The sequence below is a fragment of the Actinomadura sp. NAK00032 genome (assembly GCF_013364275.1).
GTDB lineage: Bacteria > Actinomycetota > Actinomycetes > Streptosporangiales > Streptosporangiaceae > Spirillospora.
The window spans coordinates 2,264,256-2,289,832 of the sequence record NZ_CP054932.1 but is presented as its reverse complement, the minus strand read 5'-3'; the positions used below and the strand labels follow the sequence as shown (position 1 = coordinate 2,289,832).

At 74.5% G+C, this 25,577-nt stretch carries 26 protein-coding genes and 1 pseudogene; 17 read left to right on the top strand and 10 right to left on the bottom strand.

From position 1 onward, the window contains the following. Window positions 1-9 precede the first annotated feature (9 nt). Complete coding sequence (locus HUT06_RS10720) at window positions 10-582, top strand: papain-like cysteine protease family protein (RefSeq protein WP_176195581.1); 573 nt, start codon at window positions 10-12, stop codon at window positions 580-582. Window position 583: 1 nt separating this feature from the next. Next, window positions 584-1,372: a hypothetical protein gene (locus HUT06_RS10715; RefSeq protein ID WP_217711275.1), complete on the top strand. Its 789-nt coding sequence runs from the start codon at window positions 584-586 to the stop codon at window positions 1,370-1,372. Here the strand turns inward: HUT06_RS10715 and HUT06_RS10710 are convergent. Both HUT06_RS10710 and HUT06_RS10705 read right to left on the bottom strand, forming a co-directional pair. Next, on the bottom strand, window positions 1,369-2,382 hold the full coding sequence (locus tag HUT06_RS10710) for a LysR family transcriptional regulator (RefSeq protein ID WP_176195579.1): 1,014 nt from the start codon (window positions 2,380-2,382) through the stop codon (window positions 1,369-1,371). The two genes, HUT06_RS10715 and HUT06_RS10710, sit on opposite strands and share 4 nt — an antisense overlap. A gap of 98 nt (window positions 2,383-2,480) precedes the next feature. Further along, entirely contained in the window at window positions 2,481-3,371 is an 891-nt protein-coding gene (locus HUT06_RS10705; protein ID WP_254715104.1) for a helix-turn-helix domain-containing protein, read from the bottom strand. Window positions 3,372-3,582: 211 nt separating this feature from the next. Between HUT06_RS10705 and HUT06_RS10700 the strand changes: the two genes are divergently transcribed. The 6 genes and pseudogenes from HUT06_RS10700 to HUT06_RS45585 all read left to right on the top strand — a co-directional run. After that, on the top strand, window positions 3,583-4,923 hold the full coding sequence (locus HUT06_RS10700) for an ATP-binding protein (protein WP_176195577.1): 1,341 nt from the start codon (window positions 3,583-3,585) through the stop codon (window positions 4,921-4,923). After that, window positions 4,920-5,354, top strand: a complete 435-nt coding sequence (locus HUT06_RS10695; protein WP_254715103.1) for a roadblock/LC7 domain-containing protein — start codon at window positions 4,920-4,922, stop codon at window positions 5,352-5,354. The genes HUT06_RS10700 and HUT06_RS10695 overlap by 4 nt, the downstream gene beginning before the upstream one ends. Then, window positions 5,351-5,707, top strand: a complete 357-nt coding sequence (locus HUT06_RS10690) for a DUF742 domain-containing protein (protein ID WP_176195576.1) — start codon at window positions 5,351-5,353, stop codon at window positions 5,705-5,707. Before HUT06_RS10695 ends, HUT06_RS10690 begins: the two co-directional genes overlap by 4 nt. Further along, a complete protein-coding gene (locus tag HUT06_RS10685) occupies window positions 5,685-6,281 on the top strand; it encodes an ATP/GTP-binding protein (protein ID WP_176195575.1) in 597 nt (198 codons plus the stop codon). Before HUT06_RS10690 ends, HUT06_RS10685 begins: the two co-directional genes overlap by 23 nt. Beyond that, window positions 6,278-7,459 carry a cytochrome P450 gene (locus HUT06_RS10680; RefSeq protein WP_217711274.1) on the top strand — a complete coding sequence of 394 codons (1,182 nt, stop codon included), beginning with the start codon at window positions 6,278-6,280 and terminating at the stop codon, window positions 7,457-7,459. Before HUT06_RS10685 ends, HUT06_RS10680 begins: the two co-directional genes overlap by 4 nt. 95 nt (window positions 7,460-7,554) lie before the next feature. After that, a pseudogene (locus tag HUT06_RS45585) lies at window positions 7,555-9,258 on the top strand (cytochrome c oxidase assembly protein); the annotation flags it as partial. A gap of 74 nt (window positions 9,259-9,332) precedes the next feature. On the opposite strand, the gene HUT06_RS44470 reads toward HUT06_RS45585, so the two are convergent. The 5 genes from HUT06_RS44470 to HUT06_RS10655 all read right to left on the bottom strand — a co-directional run bounded on the left by HUT06_RS44470 (window position 9,333) and on the right by HUT06_RS10655 (window position 14,495). Continuing rightward, window positions 9,333-10,664: an HD-GYP domain-containing protein gene (locus HUT06_RS44470; RefSeq protein ID WP_254715102.1), complete on the bottom strand. Its 1,332-nt coding sequence runs from the start codon at window positions 10,662-10,664 to the stop codon at window positions 9,333-9,335. Then, a complete protein-coding gene (locus HUT06_RS10670; protein WP_176195573.1) occupies window positions 10,661-12,013 on the bottom strand; it encodes an HD-GYP domain-containing protein in 1,353 nt (450 codons plus the stop codon). The genes HUT06_RS44470 and HUT06_RS10670 overlap by 4 nt, the downstream gene beginning before the upstream one ends. Before the next feature lie 595 nt (window positions 12,014-12,608). Further along, entirely contained in the window at window positions 12,609-13,535 is a 927-nt protein-coding gene (locus tag HUT06_RS10665) for an NAD-dependent epimerase/dehydratase family protein (RefSeq protein ID WP_176195572.1), read from the bottom strand. Between the two features lie 61 nt (window positions 13,536-13,596). Continuing rightward, window positions 13,597-13,893: a mycothiol system anti-sigma-R factor gene (gene rsrA, locus HUT06_RS10660; RefSeq protein ID WP_176195571.1), complete on the bottom strand. Its 297-nt coding sequence runs from the start codon at window positions 13,891-13,893 to the stop codon at window positions 13,597-13,599. After that, entirely contained in the window at window positions 13,890-14,495 is a 606-nt protein-coding gene (locus HUT06_RS10655; RefSeq protein WP_138638246.1) for a sigma-70 family RNA polymerase sigma factor, read from the bottom strand. The genes rsrA and HUT06_RS10655 overlap by 4 nt, the downstream gene beginning before the upstream one ends. Window positions 14,496-14,833: 338 nt before the next feature. Between HUT06_RS10655 and HUT06_RS10650 the strand changes: the two genes are divergently transcribed. Continuing rightward, window positions 14,834-15,706 carry a class I SAM-dependent methyltransferase gene (locus tag HUT06_RS10650; protein ID WP_254715101.1) on the top strand — a complete coding sequence of 291 codons (873 nt, stop codon included), beginning with the start codon at window positions 14,834-14,836 and terminating at the stop codon, window positions 15,704-15,706. A gap of 61 nt (window positions 15,707-15,767) precedes the next feature. Here HUT06_RS10650 and HUT06_RS10645 read toward each other — a convergent pair whose 3' ends face one another. Then, entirely contained in the window at window positions 15,768-16,109 is a 342-nt protein-coding gene (locus HUT06_RS10645; RefSeq protein ID WP_254715100.1) for a TraR/DksA C4-type zinc finger protein, read from the bottom strand. 54 nt (window positions 16,110-16,163) lie between these two features. Then, window positions 16,164-17,003: an SOS response-associated peptidase gene (locus HUT06_RS10640; protein ID WP_176195570.1), complete on the bottom strand. Its 840-nt coding sequence runs from the start codon at window positions 17,001-17,003 to the stop codon at window positions 16,164-16,166. 112 nt (window positions 17,004-17,115) lie between these two features. On the opposite strand from HUT06_RS10640, the gene HUT06_RS10635 reads away from it, so the two are divergent. From HUT06_RS10635 to HUT06_RS10610, 6 genes are all read left to right on the top strand, one after another. Then, window positions 17,116-18,090, top strand: coding sequence for a DoxX family membrane protein (locus HUT06_RS10635; RefSeq protein WP_176195569.1), 975 nt, complete (start codon window positions 17,116-17,118; stop codon window positions 18,088-18,090). A 216-nt stretch (window positions 18,091-18,306) separates the two neighbouring features. Further along, window positions 18,307-18,798, top strand: a complete 492-nt coding sequence (locus HUT06_RS10630) for a sigma-70 family RNA polymerase sigma factor (RefSeq protein WP_254715741.1) — start codon at window positions 18,307-18,309, stop codon at window positions 18,796-18,798. Continuing rightward, window positions 18,795-19,520, top strand: coding sequence for an anti-sigma factor (locus HUT06_RS10625; protein ID WP_176195567.1), 726 nt, complete (start codon window positions 18,795-18,797; stop codon window positions 19,518-19,520). Before HUT06_RS10630 ends, HUT06_RS10625 begins: the two co-directional genes overlap by 4 nt. A gap of 27 nt (window positions 19,521-19,547) precedes the next feature. Further along, window positions 19,548-20,822, top strand: coding sequence for a 3-phosphoshikimate 1-carboxyvinyltransferase (gene aroA, locus HUT06_RS10620; protein ID WP_176195566.1), 1,275 nt, complete (start codon window positions 19,548-19,550; stop codon window positions 20,820-20,822). Window positions 20,823-20,879: 57 nt separating this feature from the next. Next, window positions 20,880-21,845: a ribosome small subunit-dependent GTPase A gene (gene rsgA, locus HUT06_RS10615; protein WP_217711272.1), complete on the top strand. Its 966-nt coding sequence runs from the start codon at window positions 20,880-20,882 to the stop codon at window positions 21,843-21,845. Between the two features lie 74 nt (window positions 21,846-21,919). Then, on the top strand, window positions 21,920-23,437 hold the full coding sequence (locus tag HUT06_RS10610; RefSeq protein WP_176195565.1) for a serine/threonine-protein kinase: 1,518 nt from the start codon (window positions 21,920-21,922) through the stop codon (window positions 23,435-23,437). Window positions 23,438-23,446: 9 nt separating this feature from the next. Here the strand turns inward: HUT06_RS10610 and HUT06_RS10605 are convergent, their stop codons facing one another. Then, window positions 23,447-24,295, bottom strand: coding sequence for a hypothetical protein (locus HUT06_RS10605; RefSeq protein WP_176195564.1), 849 nt, complete (start codon window positions 24,293-24,295; stop codon window positions 23,447-23,449). Window positions 24,296-24,430: 135 nt separating this feature from the next. Here HUT06_RS10605 and hisN point away from each other — a divergent pair, with 135 nt between their 5' ends. Then, on the top strand, window positions 24,431-25,234 hold the full coding sequence (hisN, locus tag HUT06_RS10600; RefSeq protein ID WP_176195563.1) for a histidinol-phosphatase: 804 nt from the start codon (window positions 24,431-24,433) through the stop codon (window positions 25,232-25,234). Between the two features lie 150 nt (window positions 25,235-25,384). After that, the gene (locus HUT06_RS10595; protein WP_176195562.1) at window positions 25,385-25,576 is read left to right on the top strand and encodes a hypothetical protein; all 192 of its coding nucleotides are present in this window, start codon (window positions 25,385-25,387) and stop codon (window positions 25,574-25,576) included. The last annotated feature ends 1 nt before the right edge of the window (window position 25,577 follow it).

Here is a 25,577-nt window from a genome sequence, read left to right as displayed (position 1 = left end):
GGCGGAAGCATGAGAACGCGTACCCGACCCGCCCGGGCACGCCGGTGGCTCGCGGCCGGTGCCGCGGGGGTGGCGGCGGCCACCCTCGCGGCACCGGCCGCGGCGGCTTCGGCGCAGGACCTGCCGATCACGCAGCAGGTGCAGCAGCAGAACCAGTGGTGCTGGGTCGCCAGCGGGCTGACCATCGCCAAGTTCTTCGGAAAGGGGAACGTCAGCCAGAACGACTTCTGCAACCTCGGGCGCGGCTACCCGCGCGGGAGCTACTGCCCGAACCAGGCCGGCTACCTGGAGTACGACCAGCGCGCGTTCCAGGCGCTCGGGCTCTCCCCCGGGCAGGTCTCCGGGCCGCTGTCGTTCGCGTCGGTGCAGGGCGAGATCAACGGGCAGCGGCCGATCCTGACCGGCATCTACTGGACGGCAGGCGGCGGCCACGCCCAGGTCATCTACGGCTACTCCGGCCAGACGGTCTCCTACGGCGACCCGTGGCCGTCCAGCCCCCGCTACGGGGAGATGTCCTACAGCAGCTACGTCAGCAACTACCAGTTCCGATGGGGCCAGGCCCTGTCCAGGATCGGGGGTTGAGATGCGCGCCAGTATGAGGATCGCGGCCGGTGCGGTGATCGGCGGCACCGTGCTGATGGGCGGGAACGCGGCGCTGGCCGCCGGCCCGCCGTCCGGCGAGGCCGGCGCGGCGGAGGCCGCCCGGGCGCCCGCGGCGCAGCAGCGGCTCGCGGAGTTCTTCGTCCACCTCGACCAGCACCAGCGCGGCCGGTTGACGAACCAGGCCGTCACCAAGGCGCAGGCCCAGGCCAAGGCACCGCGGCTCCAGGGGGCGGTGCAGAAGGTCTACTCGCTGAACCCGGCGTTCGTGAAGGGTGAGAGCGCGCCGGTCGCGACGTTCGCCTACATGGCGGTCGGCGCGGCGTCGGCGAGCGGGCAGCACGCGACGATGTGGCTGACCCGGTCCGGCGCGAGCTGGCAGGTCATGAACATCATCTCCGGGTCGGACGAGGCGGCCTACCCGGCGCGGGCGAACGGCGGCACGGTGTTCACCGAGCCGCAGATCCACGCCTGGTACCGGCTGAAGGACGGCCGGGTCACCGCCCTCAACGACACCGCGCGGACGTCGGTCGGGAAGGCGGGCGTGACGGTGGCCGCGTACCAGCGGCTCGTGCACGCCCGGTACGCCGACAAGCTCCCCGGGACCGCCTACCAGCGGTCCGGGAAGCTCGGCGGCTACTCGCCCGCGACCGGTGTCCGCGAGCCGGTGCCGGATCGGGGCCCGGCACCGGCCCTGCTGGCGCTCGGCGCGGGCGGCGCGGTGACCGCCGCGGGCATCGCCGTGGCGCGGCGCCGCAGGGGCGGTTACTAGCGGCTCGGCGCGCGGGTCCCGGGGGCCGGTCCCCCTTCCGGGACCCGCGCGGCGAGCAGTGCCGGGTGCGCCTCGGGGTGCTCGTCCCACCATTCGCGGTAGATCCGCTGGGCCTGGACGAGGCCGAGGTAGACACCGGTGAAGGCGGCGCGGAGCCGCTCCGCCGCCGGTTCGGCCTCGGGACGCCACATCAGCACCACGCGCTGCGCCAGCGGGTCGCCGGCGATGCGGCGGAACGCGATCCCGTCGCGGGAGGCGGCGGTCGGCTGGTAGAGGCCGACGGCGCGCCCGGACCGGATCAGCGACGCCGAGATCTGCCAGTCGCTCGACCAGTACCGCACCCGCGGGGTGAACCCGGCGGCCGCGCACACGGCGCGGAAGTGGGCGGGCCACGGGCCGTCGTCGAGCGGGTCGTCCAGCCAGTCCCGGTCGGCGAGGTCGGCGAGGTCGACGGCCGGTCCGGCGGCGAGCGGGCCGGCGGCCGACATCCCGGCGAGCAGCGGCTCGCGCTCCACCAGGACGAGCCGGCGCAGCCCGTCGCGCGGGCGCGGGTCGTGGCCGGCCGGCTCCTGGAACAGGCCGATGTCGAGCGCGCCGGAGCCGAGCAGGGCGGGGATGCGCCCGCCGCCCGGGTCGACCCGCAGTTGCAGCCGCGCGTCCGGGCGCAGCGCGTCGAGGTGCCCGCCGAGCCCGGTCAGCGCGGGACACGCCTGGATCCCGATCCGCAGCAGCGGCGGCGCGGCGGGGAGCCGGTGCGCGAGCGCGGCGTTGAGGTCGTCGATGGCGGCGAGCGCGGCGCGGGCGCGGGTGGCGACCTCCGCCCCGACGGGCGTCGGGGTGACGCCCTCCGGGGAGCGGACGAACAGCTGCGCGCCGAGGTGGCCCTCCACACGGCGCAGCATCGTGCTGACGGCGGGCTGGGTGAGGCCGAGCCGCGCGGCGGCCTTGCTGATGCTGCCGGTGGCGGCGATCGCCTCGATCATCCGCAGATGGTGGGGGCCGAGGTCCACGGGCGCTCCTGACCTGTCGTCGCCCCGTGCCACTGGTTCTCCGCCGCATGCTAGCGGCGGCCCGGCCGCGGCGGAATGGCAATCCGTGCCGACCCGGCTCAGCCGGGCCCGGCGTCGCGGCGCAGGTCGCGGGGGCTGATGCCGAAGCGGCGGCGGAACGCGTGGCTGAGCGCGCTCGCGGAGGAGAAGCCGCTCGCGTGCGCGAGGTCGGTGATCGTGACGTTCCGGTACAGCGGATCGCGCAGCCGGTCCCGGACGAGCCGGAGCCGCTCCTCGCGGATCAGCTCGCGCGGCGTGGTCCCGGCCCGCTGCAGCGCGAGCTGGATCTGCCGCAGCGACCAGCCGAGGTCCTGCGCCATCGCGGTGCCGGTGAGGCCGGGGTCGGCGGCGTGCTCGCGGACGTGCCGGCGCACCACCGCCTCCACCTCGGCGAGGTGGCCGGACGCGGGCGGCCGGGCGCGCCCCGCGACGAGCAGGCACAGCAGCTCGGTGATCCGGTCGCAGGCGGCGTCGAACTGCGGCTCGGACAGGCTGTCGCGCTCCTCCCCGACGGCCCGCACCATGTCGGCGACGACGCGGCCGAGGCCGGCGGTCAGGTCGATGCCGGTCACCGGCAGCGCCGGCACGTTGAGCCGGCCCGCCATCTCGCGCGCCGGGATCGTCAGCACGAGCGCGCGGCCGGGCCGCCGCCGGTCGACCCGCAGCGGCGCGGCCGGCGGGACGAGCCCGCCCGTGCCGGGGCGCAGCCGCGCCTCCGGGCCGCCGTCGAGCGTGAGCAGCTCACCGTGCAGCGGCAGCAGGAACCGGTAGCCCTCCGCGCCGGGGTCGGGGCGGCCCTCCTCGTACAGGACGAGCCGGTAGGCGTCGCGCCGGACCGGCCCGCCGAGGAGGTCGTCCACCCGCAGGCCCTTCCGCCGGTCCGTGCCGCGCCGGACCTGGTCCGGCGCGGTGATCGCTTGCGCGCCCGAGCGTAGTACGCGCGGCGCCACCGATTCACCTGAATCCAGCGGTAAGTAACGCGAATCAGACTGTCGGTGATCTTGCTGTGCGCCCGGCGGCAGGTTCCTTGCGCGCGAGCACAAGCGCGCTCCCGCGAACCCCCCTACGGTGCCGAACCTGTGGCGTGTTCGCGCCATTTCCCCCACCTCCGGCCCCGCGGCCGGTCAACTTCGCCCGAAAACCCTCTGCACCGAGGATCTGATGGAGCAATTCGTCCTGGCGGCGGCGTTCGTCCTCGTGGCGGGCGCCGGCATCGCCGCCGCCGTCCTGCTGGTACGCCAGCGGCGGGCGACCGCCGAGCTGCGCGAGCAGAACTCCGTGCTCGCCCGCGGCCTGGACCTGCGGGAGCGGGAGCTGCGGCACCTCGCCGACGTCCGGCTGCCCGAGCTCGTGGAGTCGCTGACCAACCCGGCCGTGCACGTCACCGGACCGCTGCACGACCTCGACCGCGAGGCCCCCGCCTACGGCCAGGCGATGCGGACCGTCGTGGACCTGTTCGCCGGCTCCGCCGCGGGCGTCCGGGAGCGCGCCGACCGGTCGGCGAAGTCGACGCTGCGCGCGATGATGCGCGCCGTGCAGAGCCTCGCGAACGAGCAGCAGCTCGCCATCTCGCACATGCAGGAACGCCACGACGACCCCGACGTGCTGGAGGGCCTGCTCCACATCGACCACATGAACGCCCAGCTCGGACGGCGCGCGCAGGCCACCGCCGTGCTGTGCGGGTCGTGGCCGGGGCAGCAGCGGTCGGCGTCCTCGCTGACCGACGTGGTGCGCGGCGCGACCTCCCGCATCCGCGACTACCTGCGCGTCAACCTGGAGGGGTCGCTGAACGCCGCGGTGACGAGCCGGGCCGTCGAGCCGATCGTGCTGACCCTCGCCGAGCTGCTGGACAACGCCGCCCGGCACTCGCGCCCCGACACCGCCGTCGAGGTCAACTTCCGCTCCGCGCACAACGGCGTCGCCATCACCATCGATGACGCGGGCGTCGCGATGGACGCCGACGAGCTGCAGCGCGCGGCGGAGCTGCTGTCCGGCGACGCGTCGGTGGACATCCACCGGCTCGGCGACCCGCCCCGCGTCGGGTTCGCGGTCGCGGGCGTGCTCGCCGCCCGGTACGGCTTCCGGGTGTCGGTCGACAGCCACTCCCCCTACGGCGGCGTGCGCGCCGTGGTGTTCGTGCCGTCCGCGCTGCTCACCGAGGTCCCGGACGAGCGGCCGCCCGCACCGGCGGCGGCGGAGCGCCCGGCGGCCGCGGCCGCGGCGGGCGCCGCGACGGCCGGCGGGCTGCCCAAGCGGAGCCGCGTCGCCGTCGCCGAACGTCCCGCCGAACCCGGACCCGAACCCGGCGAGGCACCCGAACCGGACACCGGGGACGCCGCGCCGGCGACCTTGCCCCGGCCGGCGCGGGAGACCGCCGCGGGCCTCGGGGCATGGCAGCGCGGCACGCGGTCCGGCCGCGCCGCGACGCCGTCCGGCGAGGCGCCCGGGGCCGGCGGTGGCGGCAGTGCCGGCAGTGCGGACAGTAAGGATCTGCGGCCATGAACGAGGGGTGGAACGGCGCGATGGACGACGGTACGAACCGGCTCGGCTGGATGCTCGACGACGCGCTGCGGATGCCGGAGACCCGCTACGCGATCCTGCTGTCGGCCGACGGCCTGCTCATGGCGCACTCCGAGCGGATCGGCCGGGACGAGGCAGAGCGGCAGGCGGCCGGCATGGCGGGCCTGCAGTCGCTCGCCCGCAGCACCGCCGAGTTCTGCGGCGACGCGGGCACCACCTGGCGGCAGACGGTCAACGAGTTCGACGACGGCTACGTGTTCCTCGTCGCCGCCGGCCCCGGCGCCTACCTCGCGGTGTCGGCGACGCAGCGCGTCGACATGGAGACCGTGTCGTTCCGGCTCCAGGAGCTGGTGCAGCGGCTGGGCAAGGAGCTGACCAGCCCGCCGCGTCCGGGCGCGGGCAGCACCGCATGACCCCGCGGCGGAACGAGCGCGCGCTGGTGCGCCCGCACGTCGTCACCGGCGGGCGGGCGCACCCGACCCGCAACGTCTTCGACCTCGTCACCCTCGTCATCGCCACCGGCGACCTGCCGCGCAAGGACCTCACCCCGGAAAAGCTCCGCATCATCGACCTGTGCCGCGGCGGCGCGCTGTCGGTCGTCGAGATCTCCGGGCACCTCGGCCTGCCCGTCGGGGTCGTCAAGGTGCTGCTCTCCGACCTCGTCGACAGCGGGCACCTCACCACCCGGGCCGCCGCGCCCGCCGACCGGCAGCCGAAGGTACGGCTCCTCCAGGAGGTGCTCGATGGGCTCCGCGCTCGCCTCTGACCCGTCCTACGTCCGCGACAGCGTCCGGACCGCCGTCAAGATCCTCATCGTGGGGCACTTCGCGGTCGGCAAGACCACCTACGTCGGGACTCTGTCGGAGATCCGCCCGCTGCGCACCGAGGAGCGGATGACGCAGGCCGGCGCGACCGTGGACGACCTCGCCGGCATCCGCGACAAGACCACCACCACCGTCGCGATGGACTTCGGCCGCCTCACCCTCAGCGACGACCTCGTCCTGTACCTGTTCGGCGCGCCCGGCCAGCAGCGGTTCACCCGGCTGTGGGACGACCTGGCGCGCGGCGCCCTCGGCGCGCTGATCCTGGTGGACACGACCCGGCTCCAGGAGTCGTTCGCCGTCATGGACATCGTGGAGAAGCAGGGCCTGCCGTACGCGGTGGCCGTCAACCACTTCGACGGCTCGCCCGCCTTCCCGGAGGCCGAGGTCCGCGAGGCGCTCGACCTCGCGCCCCGCACGCCGCTGGTCACCTGCGACGCCCGCGACCGCAGGTCGTCCACCGAGGCGCTGATCTCCCTCGTCGACCACCTCCTCACCCTGGACACGGAAACCGCATGACCGAGCCGGAGCGCTTCCCCCTGTACGGCCCCGAGTACGCCCGGGATCCCGCCGCCGTCTACGCGCGGATGCGCGCCCACGGCGACCTCGCGCCCGTCGAGCTGGCCCCGGGCGTCCCGGCGACGCTGGTCATCGGGTACGAGGCCGCGCTGGAGATCCTGCGCGACCCGGACACCTTCCCGCGCAGCAGCGAGGTGTGGGAGGAGGAGGTCGGCCCGGACTGCCCGGTGATGCCGCTCATGATGGCGCGGCCCAACGCGATGTTCACCAACGGCACCGTGCACGCGCGGCTTCGTTCGGTGATCGTCGACAGCCTCGACCGCATCGACCCGGCGGCGCTGCGCGACCACACCCAGGTCAGCGCCGACACCCTCATCGACCGGTTCGCGGGCGACGGCAAGGCCGACCTCATCGCCCAGTACGCCCGCACGCTGACGCCGCTGGTGTTCAACGAGATCTTCGGCTGCCCCCGCGACATCGGCGACAAGCTCGTCCGCGGCATGAGCGCCATCTTCGACGCCGTGGGCGGCGTGGAGGGCAACGCGCTGCTCGCCGAGGGCAACTCCGAACTGGTCGCCTACAAGCGGGCCCACCCCGGCGCGGACGTCACGTCGTGGATGATGCGGCACCCGGCGGGCCTCGACGACCTGGAGATGGCCCACCAGCTCACGCTGCTGATCGGCGCCGGCTCCGAGCCGGAGCAGAACCTCATCGCCAACGGCATCCTGCTGCTGCTGTCGGACGACCGGTTCGGCGGCGACCTGGCGGGCGGCGGCATGCCCGTCGAGGACGCGCTCGACGAGATCCTGTGGACCGACCCGCCGCTGGCCAACCTCGGGACGACGTTCCCCCGCCGCGACATCGACTTCCACGGGCACCGGCTGCCCGCCCACCAGCCCATCCTGATCAGCTACGCCGCCGCGAACACCGACCCGTCCCGGGCGGTGGCCGACCGGAAGGGCAACCGCGCGCACCTGTCGTTCGCCGGCGGGCCGCACACCTGCCCCGCCAAGAACCATGCGCGGCTGATCGCGTCCGCCGCCATCGAGGTGCTCCTGGACCGGCTGCCCGACCTGGACCTCGCCGTCCCGAGGGACGCGCTGGAGTGGCGTCCCGGCCCGTTCCACCGCGCCCTGGTCGCCCTGCCCGTCACGTTCCCTCCGGCCGAGCCGCACTGACCCGCTGAACCGGCGGCGGAGGTGCGCGCGTACCACCGGCCGTGACGGCACCCGAGGCGATCCCCGACCCGCCCGCGGCCCGCACCGACCGGACGATGCTCGCCATCGGCGCCGCCGCGCTCGCGCTGGTCGTCCTCGCGCTGGTGGTGCGGCTGGGCGGCGCGTTCAGCGAGACCGCCGTCCCCGGCCTGTCGCGGGCGGGGGCGCTGACCAAGACCGGCCTGTCGGTCGCCAAGCTCGGCGGCGACGCCGCGGCGGTCCTCACGGTCGGCTGGCTGCTGGCCGCCGCCGTGTTCGTGCCGGGAACGTCCGGCACCGGCCGCCGCTGCCTGCGCGCGGCGTCGCTGACCGCGCTCGCCTGGGCGCTGTGCACGCTGGCGCTGATCGTCTTCACCGTCCTCGACCTGTTCGGGACGGGACTCGGCGGCGTCACCGGGAACATGCTGCGGACGCTGCTCATCGAACTGCCGCAGGGCCGGGCGCTGCTGCTCGTCCTCGCCGCCGCGCTCGCCCTGGCCGTCGCCGCGAGCCTGCCCCGCGCGGCGGGCCGCGCCGGGTACCTGCTCGCGGGCGCGCTCGCCGCGCTGCTGCCGCCGCTGTTCACCGGGCACGCCGCGAGCGCCGCGAACCACGCGCTCGCCGTCTGGAGCCTCGCCGCGCACGTGGCCGGGGCCGCGCTGTGGGTCGGCGGGCTCGTCGCTCTGCTCACCCTCGCTCCCGGCATGCGGGACGGCCTGCCCCGCGTCGCCGAGCGCTACAGCGGCCTCGCGCTCGCCGCGTTCGCCGTCGTCGGCGCCAGCGGCGCGGTCAACGCCTGGGTGCGGCTCGGCGGCGTCCACCTCGGATCCCGGTACGGGATGCTCGTCGTGGCGAAGGGCGCCGCGCTCGCCGTGCTCGGCGCGCTCGGCTGGTGGCACCGCCGCGCCACGCTCCCCGCGCTGCGGGACGGGACGGGCCCCCGCCCGTTCCTGCGCCTCGGCGCGGTCGAGGTCCTCGTGATGGCGGCGACGATGGCGCTGGCCGCCGGGCTGTCCCGCACGCCGCCGCCCGAGAACGCCCCGGACACCCTCGACGTCGTCGCGCTGCGCCTCGGCTTCCCGCTGCCCGGCCCGGCCGGCGTCGGCCCGTACCTCCGCGACTGGTGGATCGACCCGCTGTTCGCGGTGCTGATCGTCGCCGCGGCCGTGCTGTACGGGGTGGGTGTCGCGCGCGTCCGGGACTGGCCGTTGCGCCGCAGCGCGGCGTGGGCCGTGGGGCTGCTCGTCCTGCTGCTCGCCACCGCGAGCGGGATCTCCCGCTACAGCATGGTGCTGTTCAGCGCGCACGCCGTCCAGCACGTCCTCGTCGGGCTCATCGCGCCGCCGCTGCTCCTGTACGGGGCACCGGTGCGGCTGGCGCTCCGGGCCATGCGCGGGGAGGGCCGCGCGCTGCTCGACGCCGCAGCGGGCAGCCGGGGACTGCGGGCGCTCGGCCATCCGGCGGTCGCGTGCCCGCTGCTGCTCCTCAGCCTCTACGCGTGGTACGTGTCGCCGCTGTTCCCGCCGTCGCTCGGCAACCACGCGCTCCACTCACTCGCCATGCTGGTCTTCCTCGCCGCCGGGCTCGCGTACTTCCACGGCGCGACGGGCGCGCTCGTCCCCCTGGCCCTGCTGCCGCTGCACGTCATCGCCGGGGTGGCGCTCATGCGGGACGGGACCGTCCTCGGCAACTGGTACGAAACCCTCGGCCGCACCTGGGGCGCGCCGCCGCTCGACGACCAGCGCCTCGGCGCGCTGCTGCTGTGGACCGCCGCGACCGCCGTCACGGCGGTGCACGGCGCCCACGGGCTCTCCCGCCGCTACGGGCACTTCCGGCATCACGGGCCCTTCCGGCGCTACGGGCGGGGGCGCCGGTCGACGACGCGGCTGAGCGCCTCCACGACCGTCGGGTCGTACTCGGCGGCCGAGTCGAGCCGGAGCCGCTCCAGCACGGCGGCGCCCCGGTCGCGGTCGGCGGAGTCGCCGACGAGGTCGTCGTAGGCGTTGGCGACCTTGATGATGCGGCTGGCGAGTGGCGGCGGCAGCGGCCGCTCGCCCGCGTCGCCGGCCGGGTCGCGGCCCGTCCGGTAGGGGTGCGAGGACAGCTGGACGACGTGCGCCACCCGGTCCAGCACGCCGGTCTGCTTGATCACCTCGGCGCCCAGCTCGGCGATGCGGCGCTGCTCGGCCGGGGACGCCAGCACGGTCGCGCCGCCCGGGATCGGGTCGCCGAGCGACAGCTGCCCGATGTCGTGCATCAGCGCCGCGTACTCCAGTTCGAGCAGCTCCTCCTCGGCCATGCCGAGCTCGCGGCCCATCGCGACCGCGAGCCGCGCCACCCGCCGCGAGTGCCCCGCCTCCACGTAGCCGCCGACCTCGGTGACCCGCGACAGCGCGCGAACGGTCTCCAGGTAGGTGGCGCGGATGCCGGCGTACCGGCGGAACGCGAACTGGGTCACCAGGATCGGCACGGTGAAGATCAGCAGCGCGGCCTCGCCCATCGCGGTCGTCGCGACCGCGATCAGCATGGCGGTCGCGCTGGTCGCCGCGCACAGCGCGATCTTCGCCTCGATCTCGTCGCGCAGCGCGATGCCGAACCGCGCCCGGACCGTCTCCGCCCGGATCACCGCGGCGATCAGCACGTCGCTGAAGCAGGACGCGACCACGACGAGCCCCATCACGGCCAGCAGCAGGTACCAGGCGAGGTCGAGGGTCAGCACCGGCCGGAAGCACAGCGCGATGACGGCGACGTTGAACAGCCGGCGGGCCATCGCGTCCGGCCGCGGCATCCGGCCCACCGCGATGTGCGGCAGCGAGCCGACCAGCATGCCGACCGCGGTCACGGCGACGACCTGCAGCGCGGAGTGCGCGGCCGGGACGACGCCGAGCGGCGCGTCCGGCGCGGCGCCCTCGGGGCCGACGCCGACCAGCAGCGCGTACCCCATCGCGCCCGCGGTGGCGATCGGGGCGACCTCCCGGTTGCCCGGCATCACCATGCGGAACAGCTCGCCCAGCGCGATCAGCACGCCGAAGATGATCGCGATGTCGGCCTGCCGGAGCCCGGCCGCGGCGACCTGGGTGACGGCGACGACGACGAACAGCCCGGCGGTCGCGATCAGCAGCAGCTGGCCGGAGTCGATGGTCTGCCACGCCGCCCGCTCCCGGGCGGGGATCTGACCGGTCGTCACTGGTGCCGCACCTCGTCGCCGCCGGTGACCCGCAGCGGCGCGCTCGGGTCGTCGTGGTCCTGCCGGGTGGTCTCGACGACGTCGTCGTCCGGCAGCACGACCGGGTCGGGCGGCTCCCAGCCCTCGCGGTCGAGGGCGCGCAGGAACGCCTCGACCATCTCGGGGTCGAAGTGGTCGCCCATCCCGCGCTCCAGCTCGGCCACCGCCTCCTCGATGCTGCGGGCCGCCCGGTAGGAGCGCGTCGAGGTCATCGAGTCGAACGCGTCCGCCACCGAGATGACCCGGGCGAACTCGGGGATCTCGTCGCCGGCGAGGCCCATCGGGTAGCCGCGGCCGTTCATCTTCTCGTGGTGGTGCATGATCCCGGCGAGCGCCTCGTCCAGGAACCCGATCTCGCGGACGATCTCCAGCCCGCGCATCGGGTGCAGCTGGATCGCGGCGAACTCCTCCTCGGTCATCGGCCCGTTCTTCTGCAGCACCTTGGTGGGGACGCCGAGCTTGCCGACGTCGTGCAGCATCCCGGCGTAGCGGATCGCCTCGACCCGGTCGGCGCGCATGCCGATCTCCTGCGCGATCATCACCGAGCCGCGGGACACCCGCTCGGAGTGGCCGCGGGTGTAGAAGTCCTTGGTCTCGACGGCCTGGCACAGCGCGGCGAGGGTGGCCGAGTGCGCCTGCTGCTGCGCGTACGCCTGGTCCATCGCCCACCGGGCGATGAACAGCGGGAGCAGGACGAGCACGGCGGCGAACGGCCCGACCCGCGGCCACAGCCCGGCGATCAGCAGCCCGACCATGCCGTAGCCGAGGCAGCCGACGGCGAGCTGGCCGCTCTCGTGCAGCAGCTCGCGCGGCGCGGCCTGCCGGCTGAGCAGCAGGACCCCGGCGGTCAGTGCCAGGTTGACCACCACGAAGGCGACCAGCGCGCCGAGGAACGGCCCGATGACGTGCTCGACCCAGCGGGCCTTCTCGGGGTGGAAGCGGTCGCCGCCGAGCAGCTCGAAGACCGTCCCGGAGACGAAGCCGCTGAGCGCGAACTGCGCGCCGTTGAACACGCGCTTGACCGGGGCGAAGAACCGCTGCCCGGTGACCACGGCGACCAGGCCGAGCAGTGCCGCGCCGGTGGGGCCGAGCAGCACCACCGAGGCCAGGCTCGCGGCGAAGCTCAGCGACACCCTGGCGCGCGCGACGGTCAGCCGTGCGGGCGCCGAGTCGCAGACCAGGAACAGCAGGGCCAGCACGACCAGCTTGCCCCAGTCCAGCTCCGCGAAGGACGAGGTCGCGATGAGGCCGGCCGCGACGGCCACCACACCGCTGACGTACGCCCAGGCAGCGAGAGGAAGTCCACGCATTGCCGCCCCTCGGGGAGTGACGAGATGGCGGGCCGCCGCCGGGGTGCTGTGCGCCTGCCGGCACCTAGACCCAGGACACGCCCTTGGTCAGCATCAACGACGACGCCGGGGCGCTCGGGCACCGGCCGTGTCCTGCCGGCGACACGCGTTCGTGCATGGCTCCTTGCCTCCCCCCGCCGATCCGGGCCGTCCCGGCCTCGCGGCCGGCCTTCCGAGGGGCCGGGCGCGGGGCCCGGCTTCCCGGGCGAGCACATACCCCGAATTGCATCGGCGCGCACGTGCTCCCGTCGCTGATTTCGGCATAAGCCTAACGCGAACTGCCCAGGTCACACAGGCGTCAGGGAAAAACTGAGCAAAGCGTGAACCGACCGTCACCATAGGTGATCAATTGCCCCGGCGAATACACCCAACGTAAGCGCACAATCCGGCTGCACACCAGAATGCACGTGCATCGGCAAACGCAGCGCCAACCCGAGCCTTTTTCATCCCGCCGCCCACGGCGGTACGCCATACCGTACCTCTCGGATGAAAAAGACTCACCCCTAGGAAATAACCACAAAGCGACAACCCCGTGTTTTGGGGTACGCACCCGAATTCAGCCGCGGGCGGTGCTTCGCTCGCGTGCCCAGGCGACGGTTTCGGCGATCCCCTCGGCGAGACGGGTCCGCGGCTCCCAGCCGAGCGCCTCGCGGGTCGCCGCCGGGTCGACGGACATCGCGGGCAGGTCGCCGAGCCGGGGCGGGGCGAACTCCGGGTCGTCCGGGGCGCCCGCCGCCTCGGCGACCAGCGTGTGCAGGTCCCGGTCGGTCGTCTGGAGCCCGGTGCCCACGTTGAAGCGGCCCCCGCCGCCCGCCTCCCCGGCGGCGCGGGCGAACGCGTCCACCACGTCCAGGACGTAGACGTAGTCGCGGGTCTGCGTGCCGTCGCCGTAGACCTTGGTCGGACGGCCGGCCAGCAGCGCGTCGGTGAAGATCGAGACGACGCCCGCCTCGCCCTCGGGCGTCTGCCGCGGCCCGTAGACGTTCGCCAGCGTCAGCGTCGTGAAGTCGATGCCGTGGAGCTGCCTGTACATCCCGGCGTACACCTCGCCGGCGACCTTCGAGGCCGCGTACGGCGACGCGGGCCGCAGTTCGGCGTCCGCCGGGACGGGCAGCGCGTCCGGCACCCCGTAGACCGCGCAGCTGGAGGTGACCACGACCTTGCGCCCGCCGGCGGCGCGCGCGGCCTCCAGCACGTTGGCGGTGCCCACCACGTTCGTGCGGGCGTCGCCCAGCGGGTCGGACACGCTCAGGCGCACGCTGACCTGCGCGGCCAGGTGGCAGATCACCTCGGGGCGGCGGACCGCGACCTTCTCGGCCAGCGCGGGGTCGGCGACGTCCATCTCCCACAGCTCGACGCCGGGCCGGATGTTGGTGCCGGACGACAGGTCGTCCACCCCGATGACCTCATGGCCGTCGGCGAGGAGCCGGTCGACGAGATGGGACCCGATGAACCCGGCCGCGCCGGTGACGAGTGTGAGCACAACCCAGCACGATACCGAAGCGCCCGTGCCGCGCCCGGCCGGTTGCGGACGGGCGCGGCGGTCAGACGCTCTCGGACCTGTCGGCGCCGCCGGACGCCTTGATCTCGCCGCAGATCTCCTCGATGCGGCCGAGCACCTTGGCCCGCAGGTCGGTGGGCGCCTGCTCGCACCCGCACGACTTGTTCACCAGTTTCTTGACGGCCTCTTCGAGCCCGTACTCGCGCAGGCACGGCCCGCACTCGTCGAGGTGCTCGCGCACCTCGCCGCAGCCGCCCTGGTCGAGCTCGCCGTCCAGGTAGGTGTAGACCCGCGCGAGCACCTCGTCGCAGGGCGTCTCGTGGTGGTTCCCACAGCTCATGATGACCCCCTGGTGGCGCGCGTCAGGCCGCGCTCCTCAGCGTAGTCCTCCAGCATGCCGCGCAGCTGCCGCCGGCCGCGGTGCAGCCGGGACATCACCGTGCCGATGGGCGTGCCCATGATCTCGGCGATCTCCTTGTAGGCGAAGCCCTCGACGTCGGCGAGGTAGACGGCGATCCGGAACTCCTCCGGCAGGTCCTGCAGGGCCCGCTTCACGTCCGAGTCGGGCAGGTGCTCCAGGGCCTCGGCCTCCGCGGACTTGAGCCCGCTGGAGGTGTGCGACTCGGCGCGCGCGATCTGCCAGTCCTCGATGTCCTCGGTGGCGGCCTGCTGCGGCTGGCGCTGCTTCTTGCGGTAGGAGTTGATGAACGTGTTGGTCAGGATCCGGTAGAGCCAGGCCTTGAGGTTCGTGCCCTCCTTGAACTGGTGGAAGGACGCGAACGCCTTGGCGAACGTCTCCTGGACGAGGTCCTCGGCGTCGGCCGGGTTGCGCGTCATGCGCAGCGCGGCCGAGTACAACTGATCCAAGAACGGGAGCACGTCGCGCTGGAACCGCTCCTGGCGCTGCTCCACGGTCTCCGTGGTGCCCGGTACCTGTCCCACCCCCTCGGCTGTGGCGCCCTCGGCCCTGGCTCGGCCTGCGGCGTCGTGTCCCACAGACGATATCGGTCCGCGCGGCCGGCCGACGCGGACGGGTGGCCGCGCGTCGCCGCGGGTCGCCGCGGTGCCGGCTTCCCGCTGCTGGTCGGCGACGGCTGTGGTCATCGGCTCGCACCTCCGTATTGCTCGTGTGAGACGGTGCAACACCGGAACGGCCCCGCCGATTCCCGGGGTGAGGCCCCGGCCGGATCCCCGCCGCGCCCGGTGCCGCGTCACTCAGGGTGATGATCGGGGCCGGACGGGGAAGGAAGTGACATAGACGGCGAGAACAGGAGCATTTGGTGCACTCCGTGCCATCGGCGCGACCTTCCGAGACCAGCATCGCCAGCCTGCGCGACACCTCCGGAGCCGCGGCCGGGGACTCCCTGGCCAGCTACTGGAGGTTCTACCGGGCGGTGGCGGACGCCCAGCTCGCCCGGTGGCTGCCGCGGCGGCCGTCCCGCGTGCTCGACATCTCCGGCGGCCAGGGGCACAGCGCGGGCCGCGCCGCCGGCGCCGGCCACCAGGTGCTGGAGGTGCGCGACCCCGACCGCCCCGGCCGCCCGCCCGCCCGTGCCCATCAGGACGGCGCGCACCAGGACGCCGCACACCAGGAGAGCGCACGGCAGGAGAGCACGCACCAGGACAGACCGGGGCGCCCGGCGCGGGGGCCGGTCCCGGTCGTCGGCGACTCCGGCACACTCCCCTACCTCGCCGACGCCTCGGTGGACGCGGTGGTCGCCGAGAACCGCGTGCTGTCCCGGCACCTCGCCACCGAGGCCACCGTCGCCGAGATCGCCCGCGTGCTGCGCCCCGGCGGCCGCGTCCTGCTCTGCGTCGACTCGCTCACCCTCGGGATGGCGCTGCTCGCGGAGCGCAACTACTGGGCGCACCTGTCGGACGTCCCGAGCGCCGAGGTCGTGCTCGTCCCCTGGCCGGACGGGACGATCACCCGCTCGTTCTCGTCCCACCAGCTCCGCGAGCTGCTCGCGGACGCGGGCCTCGACGTCGAGTGGATCCGGCCGCGCACCGTGCTGTCCCCCTCGACGGTCGAGCACGTCCTCGGCGAGTCGCCCCGCGCGCTCGCCCGCCTGGTGCGGACCGAGCTGAACGCCCGGCAGACGGACGAGTCGCTCGGCATCCACCTGCTGGCCAGCGCCCGCCGCGCCGGTTAGCCGGAGCCGGCGGCGGCGCGAGGGGCGGGGCGAGGGGGCGGGGCGAGGGGGCGGGGGGCCGTCAGCGCCTGCGGTCGCGCCTGGCCTGGCAGGTGATGCAGCGGGCGGCGTCCGGGCGGGCCTCCAGGCGGCCCTCCGGGACGGCCTCGCCGCAGTCGACGCACCGGCCGTAGGCGCCGGCGGCGACCCGCTCCAGGGCGGCGGCCACCCGGCCGCGGTGGCGTTCGAGGGAGTCCAGCGCGGCCTCCACCCGGTCGTGGTCGGTGAGGCCGGCCCCCGCGTCCGCGGCGGAGTTGTCGCGCGCGGGCGTCTCGCCGCGCAGAATGGCGATGGAACGGTCCAGATCCACGAGCATGGCCTCAAGGCGGGAACGGGCGGCGGCGGTGTCCACGGTCGAGCGCACTCCTCGCACTGGAGCCGCACTCCCCCCGCCAGGCGGCGCGGTCAGAACAAGTGGTCAGAACAAACTGTCGGCCTGATCACCAGAGCTATCCCCAGAAATGACCGGCTCTATGAGTTCCGGCCCGTTGTTTCGCACGCTGTTGACCGCTTTCGACACCGGGAAGGCGTCCATTGTCCCGGCCATCGCCGGCACGAGCAGCCCGCGGACCTGCTCGGTGTCGGTGAGCTCCGGGTCGAGCCAGGCGTCCCAGCGGTCCCGCTCGACGATCATCGGCATCCGGTCGTGGATCCGGCCGAGGTCGTCGGGCGCGTCGGTGGTGATGACCGTGCACGTCCACACCCACTCGCCTTCCTCGATCTGGGAGGACGACCCCCCAGACCCCCCGGAACCGCCCTTGGGAGACTTCCACAGCTCGTACAACCCGGCCATGGCCATGACCTCGCCGTCGTTCGGCCGGATGAAGTAGGGCTGCTTCTGCGGCTTCTTCTTGGCCTTCTTCTCGCCCTCCGCCGGGTCGGGCGCGTCGCCCTGGTCCTGGATCGTGTACCACTCGAAGTAGCCGTCGGCGGGCAGCAGGCACCGGCGGCGGGCGAACGCCCGGCGGTAGGACGGCTTCTCGTGCACGGTCTCGAACCGCGCGTTGATCATCCGGGAGCCGATCGACAGGTCCTTGGCCCAGGACGGGACGAGCCCCCACCGCACCGTCCGCAGCTGGCGGACGGCGGCCTCCTCCTCCGGGGCGTCCTTCGGGCGCCGGTTCAGCACCGCCGGCACCTGCTTCGTCGGCGCGACGTTGTAGTCGGGCTGGATGTCCCCGTCGACCGCGTCGACCTGCACCTGGAACTCGTCCAGGAGCTCCTGACGCGCGCGGGTGGTGGCATAGCGTCCGCACATGGGTCCCATAACACCACGAGCCGACGACACCCGGTCCGCCATGGCGCCACGGCACGCGTGAGTCCCCTCGCGGCCGCGCTTGAGGCGCGGCGCGCTGGGCATGTAGCCGGTCATGCGACCCTTCACGACCATGGCCCGCCCGCTCGTGGCGGCGCCCTACATCATGACCGGCCTGGACGCCATCCGCGATCCGCGCGAGCGCGCCGAGCAGGTCGGCCCGGCCGTCAAGCCGGTCGCCGACCGGATCGAGTGGATGCCCAAGGACCCCGAGACGCTCGTCCGCATCGAGGGCGCGATCAGCCTCGGCACGGGCGCGCTGCTGCTGACCGGCCGGTTCCGGCGGCTGACGACGCTGCTGCTCGCCGCGCAGCTGGTCCCGGCGCTGGCGACCGAGCACCGCTACTGGACCGAGGACGACCCCGAGCGCCGCGCCAGCGAGCGCTCGCACCTGCTGAAGAACGCCGCGCTGTTCGGCGCGCTGCTGATGTCGGCGACCGAGCCGCGCCGCCCGCCGCGCGCCGCGGAGCTGCGCCGCGCGATGCGCGAGACGCAGATCAAGGGCGGCGCCGAGGCGAAGGCGATGCGCCGGGAGGCCGCCGCCACGCTGCGGGACGCCCGCCGGGAGGCCGCCCGCCAGGTGCGGATCGCGCGCGCGGAGGCCGGGCGCAAGGCGGCCGGGCAGGGCGCGAAGGCCGCCAAGATGAAGCAGGGCGCGAAGCCCGGCGGCATGCTCAAGCCGGGCGGCATGCTCAAGGCCGGCAAGGCGGGCAGGGCCGGGGGCAAGGCGGGCGGCATGCTGACGAAGGCCGGCGCCGCGGGCACGTTCAAGGCGGGCAAGGCGACCGGCGCGCTCAAGGGCATCGCGTCCCGGGGCGCGGCGAAGCGGGGCCGGTCCTCCGGCGGCTCCGACGTCCGGGCGGCGGCGGCCCACCGGGCGGGGAAGGCCGCGAAGGCGGGCAAGGCCGCGGGCAAGAGCATGAAGGCGGGCACCGCCACCCAGGCGGCGAAGGCGATGAAGGCCGGCAAGACGGTGAAGACCGGCACGGCGGTGCAGGCGGGCAGGGTCCTGGAGGCGGTCAAGCGCTGACTTCCCGAAGAGAGCCTTAAAAGACCCTCAAGACGGTTGAACCCGGGGGCGGCGCGGTCCCGTACTGCTTGACGACCGCCCGCATACGAGCACCCCGGAGACGCCCCGGCCATGGCACTTCCCGGATCGACCGGCCGCCGGCCCGGCGGGCTGCGGAGCCTGCTCCGCCGCCCCGCCCCGGCGCGCCCGCCCGACGGCGCCGCCACCGGCGAGGACATGGTCACCGCGCTCTACCGCGAGTACCATCGGCCCCTCCTCGCGTTCGTCCTCCGGCTGACCGGCGGTGACCGCCAGTGGGCGGAGGACGTGGTGCAGGAGACCATGATCAGGGCGTGGCGCAGCGCGGACCGGCTGGACGACCGGACCTCGTCGCTGATGCCGTGGCTGGCCACGGTCTCCCGGCGTATCGTGATCGACAACCGGCGGCAGCGCGAGGTCCGGCCGCCGGAGGTCGGCGACGGCCCCCTGGAGAACGTGCCGATGGCGGACGAGCTGGACGGCCTGCTGCGCAAGGTCGTCGTGGCGGAGGCGCTGGAGTCCCTCTCGCCCGCGCACCGGCAGGCGCTGACGGAGACGGTGCTGCGCGACCGGACGGTGAACCAGGCCGCCGAGCACCTCGGCATCCCGGTGGGGACGGTCAAGTCCCGCGTCTACTACGCGCTGCGCGCGCTGCGCGTCGCCTTGGAGGAGAGGGGGGTGACCTCGTGAGCTCCCAGATCGAGCACACCGATGTCGGCGCCTACGCGCTCGGCCTTCTCGAAGCCGGCGACCGCCGGGCGTTCGAGGCGCATCTGGCCGGCTGCGGCCGCTGCCAGGCCGAGCTGGGCGAGCTGTCCGGGACTGCCGGGGCCCTCTTCTCGCTGGTGCCCGAGCCGGGCGCGGTCCCGGGCGCGCAGGAGGCGGAGCCTGGTGAGGACGAGCCGTCCACACCCCCGGCCGCCGTCCTCGACATGGTGCGCGCCCGGCGGCGCGCCGACCGGCGGTTCCGCCGGGGCGCGTACGTGGTCGCCGCCGCCGCGGCGGCGGTGGCGCTGGGCGCGGGCGTCGCGATCGGCGCGGCGCTGAACGAGGAGGGCGAGCCGCGGAGGCCGCCGGTGGCGCAGCCCGTCACGGGCCGGCAGTTCCACGCGACCGACGCGGGCACCGGCGCGTCCGGGACGGTCGGGCTGGTCGACAAGGGCTGGGGCACGCAGGTCAGCCTGGAGCTGCGCGGCATCAAGGGACCGCTGCGGTGCCACCTGGAGGCCGTGTCGAAGGACGGTGAGCGCAGCGTCGTCGCCGGCTGGCGCGTCCCCGACAAGGGCTACGGCGTGCCGGGCCAGCCCAAGCCGCTCGTCATGCAGGGCGGGACGGGCCTCGACATGGAGCAGATCGGCAGCTTCGTGGTCAGACTGGACGGCGGCGGGACGCTCCTCACCATTCCGCTGTGACCTGCCGCGGCCCGATAGCCTGGGGGCATGCCCTCTCCGCATTGGTCCGCCCCGGTCGCGCACGCCCCGGTGGACGCCGTGGTCCCGCTGCCCGGTTCCAAGTCGATGACGAACCGGGCGCTGGTGCTGGCCGCGCTCGCCGCCGCGCCCGGCCGGATCGTCCGGCCGCTGCGCAGCCGCGACACCGACCTGATGGCCGCCGCGCTGCGCGCGCTCGGCACCGGCGTGGCGGCGGACGGCGACGACTGGCTGATCGCCCCCGGTGAGCTGCGCGGCCCGGCGAGCGTCGACACGGGCCTGGCCGGGACGGTGATGCGGTTCCTGCCGCCGGTCGCGGCGCTCGCCGCCGGCGAGGTGTCCGTGGACGGCGACCCGCGCGCCCGGGAACGGCCGATGGGCCCGATCATCACCGCGCTGCGGGCGCTCGGCGCCGGCATCGACGACGGCGGGCGGGGCGCGCTCCCCTTCACCGTGCGCGGGACGGGGTCGGTGGACGGCGGGGCGGTCGTGATCGACGCGTCCGGGTCGTCCCAGCTGGTGTCGGGGCTGCTGCTGGCCGCGCCGCGCTTCGAGAAGGGCGTGGAGGTCCGGCACGAGGGCCCGCCGGTGCCGTCCGGCGCGCACCTGGCGATGACCGTCGAGATGCTCCGCGAGGCGGGCGCGGTGGTCGAGACCGAAGAGGACGTGTGGCGGGTGGCCCCGGGTTCGTTGCGGGGCCGGGACTGGGTGATCGAGCCCGACCTGTCGAACGCGGCGCAGTTCCTCGGCGCCGCGCTCGTCACCGGCGGGCGGGTGACCGTGCCGGGCTGGCCCGCGCGGACGGCGCAGCCGGGCGACGCGCTGCGCGGCCTGCTCGCCGCGATGGGCGCCGAGGTGTCGCACGGCCCGGACGGCCTGACCGTCCAGGGCCCGGCCGGCGGGTTCCGCGGCCTGGACGCCGACCTGCACGAGGTCGGCGAGCTGACCCCGGTGCTCGCGGCGCTGTGCGCGCTGGCCGGGTCGCCGTCCCGGCTGACCGGCATCGCGCACCTGCGCGGGCACGAGACCGACCGGCTGGCGGCGCTGGTCGCCGAGATCAACGGGCTGGGCGGCGACGCGTCCGAGCTGCCGGACGGGCTGGAGATCCGGCCCCGCCCGCTGCACGCCGGCGTGTTCCACACCTACGACGACCACCGGATGGTGATGGCGGCGGCGGTGCTCGGACTGGCCGTTCCCGGCATCGAAGTGGAGAATCCGGAGACCGTGGGCAAGACTCTTCCGAACTTCACCCGGTTGTGGGCGTCCATGCAGGCGCCCGCCTGACGGCAGGGGCGGACACTGGCTCGACGAGCGCACGACTACGACGAGGACGACGTCCGGGTGCGGCCCGGGCGCCGCGGGTCGCGGCCGCGCACCCGCCGCCGTCCCGCGCACGAGGACGCCTCCCCCGGCTTCGTGACGGCCGTGGACCGGGGCCGCTACCGCTGCCTGGCGGACCCCGGCACCGATGACGAGCGCGCCGTGACCGCGATGCGCGCCCGCGAACTCGGCCGCAAGGGCGTGGTCGTGGGCGACCGGGTGGCGCTGGTCGGGGACGTGTCCGGCGCCGCCGACACCCTCGCCCGGATCGTCCGGGTGGAGCCGCGCACCTCGTCGCTGCGCCGCACCGCCGACGACACCGACCCGTTCGAGCGGATCATCGTCGCGAACGCCGACCAGCTCGCGATCGTGACCGCGCTGGCCGACCCGGAGCCGCGCCCCCGCATGATCGACCGGCAGCTCGTCGCCGCCTACGACGCCGGGATGGACCCGCTGCTCTGCCTGACCAAGGCCGACCTCGCCGGCGCGGAGGCGCTGGTCGCCGAGTACGCGCCGCTCGGCGTCCCGTACGTGGTGACCCGGCGCGGCGGCGGCCTCGACGAGCTGCGCGGGCACCTGGCGGGCCGCACCAGCGTCCTCGTCGGGCACTCCGGCGTCGGCAAGTCGACGCTGGTGAACGCGCTCGTGCCGGACGCCGAGCGCGCGGTCAGCCATGTCAACGCGGTGACCGGGCGCGGCCGGCACACCTCCTCGTCGGCGATCGCGCTGGAGCTGCCCGGCGGCGACGGCTGGATCATCGACACCCCGGGCGTGCGGAGCTTCGGGCTGGCGCACATCGACCCGGAGAACGTGATCAACGCGTTCGACGACCTGGCCGAGGGCGCCGCCGAGCGCTGCCCGCCGCACTGCGACCACTTCCAGGACGACTGCGGCCTGGACGGGTGGGTCGCCGACGGGCACGCCTCGCAGGCCCGGCTGGACTCCCTCCGCCGCCTCCTCGCCAGCCGGGAGTCGGACGCCGAATAGCCCGCGCACATGGCCCCCGCCTCGCCCGCTCATTGCCCGCGACGGGCCGCCGCCCGCGTCGGTAAGGTCCCTTCATGCCTCAGTTGATCGCGGCGCGGTACGAGCTCGTGGAGGTGCTCGGCCGGGGTGGGATGGGCGCCGTCTGGCGGGCCCGCGACCGGACGCTGGACCGCGAGGTCGCGGTCAAGGAGGTGACGCTGCCGCGGGGCCTGGACGAGGCGCAGGTCGAGCGGCTGTACGCGCGGACGTTCCGGGAGGCGCGGTCGGCGGCGCGGCTCGACCACCCGGGCATCGTGACGGTCCACGACGTCGTCGAGGAGGACGGCCGCCCCTGGATCGTCATGCAGTTCGTCCGGGCGGAGTCGCTGGACCGGGTCCTCGGGCGGGAGGGGCCGCTGCCGCCCGCGCGGGTCGCGGCGATCGGCCTCGACCTGCTGGACGCGCTCGGCGCCGCGCACGCGGCCGGGGTCGTGCACCGCGACGTCAAGCCGGGGAACGTGCTGCTGCCGGGCGGCCGGGCCGTCCTCACCGACTTCGGGATCGCGACCGTGGCGGGCGACGAGACCCTCACCCAGGCGGGCGCGATCGTCGGTTCGCCCGCGTACCTGGCGCCCGAGCAGGCCCGGCACCAGAAGGCGACCCCGGCGTCCGACCTGTGGTCGCTGGGCGGGACGCTCTACGCCGCCGTGGAGGGGCGCCCGCCGTTCGGGCGGCCGGACGTGTGGGGCGTGATGGCCGCCGTCCTGTCGGACGACCCGGACCCGCTGCGCCTCGCCGGCCCACTGACGCCCGTCCTTCACGGGCTCCTGCGCAAGGACCCGGACGAGCGGATGGGCGCCGAGGAGGCCGGACGGCTGCTCCGCCAGATCGTACAGGGAGGGCCGGGCCCCGGCCCCGGGTTCGCGCCCGCCCCGCCGCACAACCTGACGGTGGATCCGCCGGTGACGGGCCCGACGGTGGTGGCGCCGCCCCCGCGGCCGGCGCGGCGCGTCCCGTGGCCGCTGGTCGTGCCCGCGGTCGTCTTCGCCGCCGCGATGGCCGTCGCCGTCGTCGCGATCGTCGTGTTCACCAACACAAGCGGCGACAAGAACGAGACCGGGCGGCCGGGCACATCGTCGTCGAGCACGGGCACGCCGGCCTCGGCGCCGGCGGGCTACCGCCTCTACAAGGGGTCGTCGTTCACCGCCGCCGTCCCCGAGGGCTGGAAGGCGGAGGCCGAGGGCGACGACGTGACGTTCACCGACCATACGAAGGGCGCCGTGCGCGGGCTGGCGTTCCAGCGGCTCGGCTCGTCCTTCCAGAGCCCCGGGGACGGTCTCAAGGCCGCCATCGACCAGATGAAGAACGACCCGGCCGGCTACCCGGACTTCAGCTATCAGCGCTTCGACAGCGTCGCCTCTTACAGGTTCGGTCCGGCGGCCGAGATGTGGTTCAGCTTCACCGAGAACGGCACGCCGGCCAGCGCACGGGTGCTGGTGTTCGAGTCCAATGACGTCTTCTACCAGGTCCTGTTGGCGACCGACAAGGCGCACTGGGACGAGAGCGTCACGTACTACGAGACGTTCCTGAAGAGCCTGACCATGAAGTCCTAGCGGAGCCGTTCAGCCGCGCGACTCCTCGAACAGGGTGCGGGCCTTGTCCTCGGCCTCGTTCAGCGCCTTGACGTGCTGGGGCGCCAGTTCCTCCACGCAGCGGGTCATCTCCTCGGTGACGTGGCTGAACGCGCTCTCCTCCGCGCCGCGCAGCGCCGCCCGCACGGTCGCCGACCGGGCGCCGAGCGCGGACCACTCCAGCTCCAGCCGCGCGACGGCCTCGTCGAACGCCCGCGTCGTCTCGGCGCCCGCGCTCTTCAGCTCGTCGGGGACCGGCCCGCGCCCGGCCTTGCGGGCGTGGCCCGACAGCGCCGAGATGCGGCTGGCCAGCTCCAGGCCCTCGCGGGCCAGCGGCAGCACGTCGTGGATCAGGTCGGTGACCGCCTTGGCCAGCTCCTCCACGCGCGTGAGCAGCGTCTGCGTCGCCGCCTCCAGCGCCTTGGAGGTGCGTTCGGCGACGCGTGCGGCCACGTCCTCCTGCTGGCGGGTCAGGACGGGCACGATGTCGCGGTCGAGCAGCCGGCGCAGCTCGCGTTCCCGCGCGCCGCGGTCGCCGGGCGCGGCCCGGCCGGCCCAGTCCGCCCAGACCCGCTCGATGCGCTCGGCCCCGGACGCGGCGATCTCCGCCGTGATCTCGTCGAGGGCCTCGCCCACCCGGGCCTTCAGCCGGTCCACGCGCCCGTACAGGGCCTCGCGTTTGAACGGGTCGTTGAGCTCGTTGAGCTGCGCCTGCAACCGGCGGGAGACGTCGATCGCGTGCTCGGCGAGGGGGACGAGGCGGTCGGCGAGCTCGTCGAGCGTTTCCGCCCGGCGCGGGTCGGTCAGCTCGGCCACCCATGCGGGAAGGTCGTGCGCCATGGCCCCCATGCTGCCACCACCCGCCCCCCGAAACCGGCGATCGCGGCCCGGCGCGCCACGTCCGGGCGCCCGAAAAGCCGGAACGGCACGGACGGGTGTGTCCGGGCGCGGGCGATCAGGGTAGCGTTGCACGCCGTGGCGGGCTATTCCGATGACCTGCGTCTCGCGCACGTGCTGGCGGACGGGGCCGACGACATCACGACCAGGCGTTTCCGCGCCCTCGATCTCGACATCGAGACCAAGCCGGACCTGACGCCGGTCAGCGACGCCGACCGCAGCGTGGAGGAGCAGATCCGCGGCACGCTGAAGCGGGCCCGCCCGCGGGACGCGGTCATCGGCGAGGAGTACGGCAAGACCGGCTACGGGAACCGCTGCTGGATCATCGACCCGATCGACGCGACGAAGAACTTCGTGCGCGGCGTGCCGGTGTGGGCGACGCTGATCGCGCTGATGGAGAACGACGAGATCGTGGTCGGCGTGGTGTCGGCGCCCGCGCTGAACCGGCGCTGGTGGGCGGCCCGGGGCGGCGGCGCCTGGACGGGCCGCAGCCTCACCCGCGCCAGCCGGATGAACGTCTCGTCGGTGGGCGATCTCGGCGACGCGTCGCTGTCGTTCTCCAGCCTGAGCGGCTGGGAGGAGCAGGGCCGCCTCACCCAGTTCCTCGACCTGACCCGGTCGGTGTGGCGGACGCGGGCGTTCGGCGACTTCTGGTCGCACATGATGGTCGCCGAGGGCGCGGTCGACATCTCCACCGAGCCCGAGGTGTCGCTGTGGGACCTCGCCGCCCTCCAGGTGATCGTGGAGGAGGCGGGCGGCATGTTCACCGACCTGACCGGCGTCCCCGGCCCGGACGGCGGGAGCGTGGTCTGCACGAACGGCAGGCTGCACGCCGACGTCCTGCGCGCCCTGGGCGGCGGCCAGCTCTCCCTGCGCATCTGACGCGTGCGTCCGACGTGCGCATCCGACCCGCGCGAGCTGGGCATACCCACTCCGGGGCAGATCATCATGGCCATCCGCCAACTCGCGACATATCGTGGAACAACCGTCATGGCACGGTCGTTTTCTCGGTAGGAGCCCGGAGGTGCAGGTATGGGAACGAAGGTTGTCTACGTCATCGGCGGTGTGGTGGTCTCACTCATCGCCCTCAAGATTCTCGGCCCGCTCATCGCCCTCCTCATCGTGCTGGGCGTGGTGGCGCTCCCCGTCGTCGGCTACATGATGCTCGACCCGTCGCAGCGCAAGCGGGTCCGGGCGCAGGGCCGCAAGCGGCTCGGGAGCTGAC

What these genes read in the sequence shown, in the direction of transcription:
- HUT06_RS10685 (WP_176195575.1), top strand. Translation starts at nt 5,685, where the DNA reads ATGGGCTCCGCGCTCGCCTCTGACCCGTCCTACGTCCGCGACAGCGTC.
- rsrA (WP_176195571.1), bottom strand. Translation starts at nt 13,893, where the DNA reads ATGAGCTGTGGGAACCACCACGAGACGCCCTGCGACGAGGTGCTCGCG.
- HUT06_RS10630 (WP_254715741.1), top strand. Translation starts at nt 18,307, where the DNA reads ATGGTCACCGCGCTCTACCGCGAGTACCATCGGCCCCTCCTCGCGTTC.
- HUT06_RS10605 (WP_176195564.1), bottom strand. Translation starts at nt 24,295, where the DNA reads ATGGCGCACGACCTTCCCGCATGGGTGGCCGAGCTGACCGACCCGCGC.
- HUT06_RS10700 (WP_176195577.1), top strand. Translation starts at nt 3,583, where the DNA reads ATGGAGCAATTCGTCCTGGCGGCGGCGTTCGTCCTCGTGGCGGGCGCC.
- HUT06_RS10695 (WP_254715103.1), top strand. Translation starts at nt 4,920, where the DNA reads ATGAACGAGGGGTGGAACGGCGCGATGGACGACGGTACGAACCGGCTC.
- HUT06_RS10690 (WP_176195576.1), top strand. Translation starts at nt 5,351, where the DNA reads ATGACCCCGCGGCGGAACGAGCGCGCGCTGGTGCGCCCGCACGTCGTC.
- HUT06_RS10670 (WP_176195573.1), bottom strand. Translation starts at nt 12,013, where the DNA reads ATGCGTGGACTTCCTCTCGCTGCCTGGGCGTACGTCAGCGGTGTGGTG.
- HUT06_RS10610 (WP_176195565.1), top strand. Translation starts at nt 21,920, where the DNA reads ATGCCTCAGTTGATCGCGGCGCGGTACGAGCTCGTGGAGGTGCTCGGC.
- HUT06_RS10720 (WP_176195581.1), top strand. Translation starts at nt 10, where the DNA reads ATGAGAACGCGTACCCGACCCGCCCGGGCACGCCGGTGGCTCGCGGCC.
- HUT06_RS10715 (WP_217711275.1), top strand. Translation starts at nt 584, where the DNA reads ATGCGCGCCAGTATGAGGATCGCGGCCGGTGCGGTGATCGGCGGCACC.
- HUT06_RS10595 (WP_176195562.1), top strand. Translation starts at nt 25,385, where the DNA reads ATGGGAACGAAGGTTGTCTACGTCATCGGCGGTGTGGTGGTCTCACTC.
- HUT06_RS10680 (WP_217711274.1), top strand. Translation starts at nt 6,278, where the DNA reads ATGACCGAGCCGGAGCGCTTCCCCCTGTACGGCCCCGAGTACGCCCGG.
- aroA (WP_176195566.1), top strand. Translation starts at nt 19,548, where the DNA reads ATGCCCTCTCCGCATTGGTCCGCCCCGGTCGCGCACGCCCCGGTGGAC.
- HUT06_RS10640 (WP_176195570.1), bottom strand. Translation starts at nt 17,003, where the DNA reads ATGTGCGGACGCTATGCCACCACCCGCGCGCGTCAGGAGCTCCTGGAC.
- HUT06_RS10635 (WP_176195569.1), top strand. Translation starts at nt 17,116, where the DNA reads ATGCGACCCTTCACGACCATGGCCCGCCCGCTCGTGGCGGCGCCCTAC.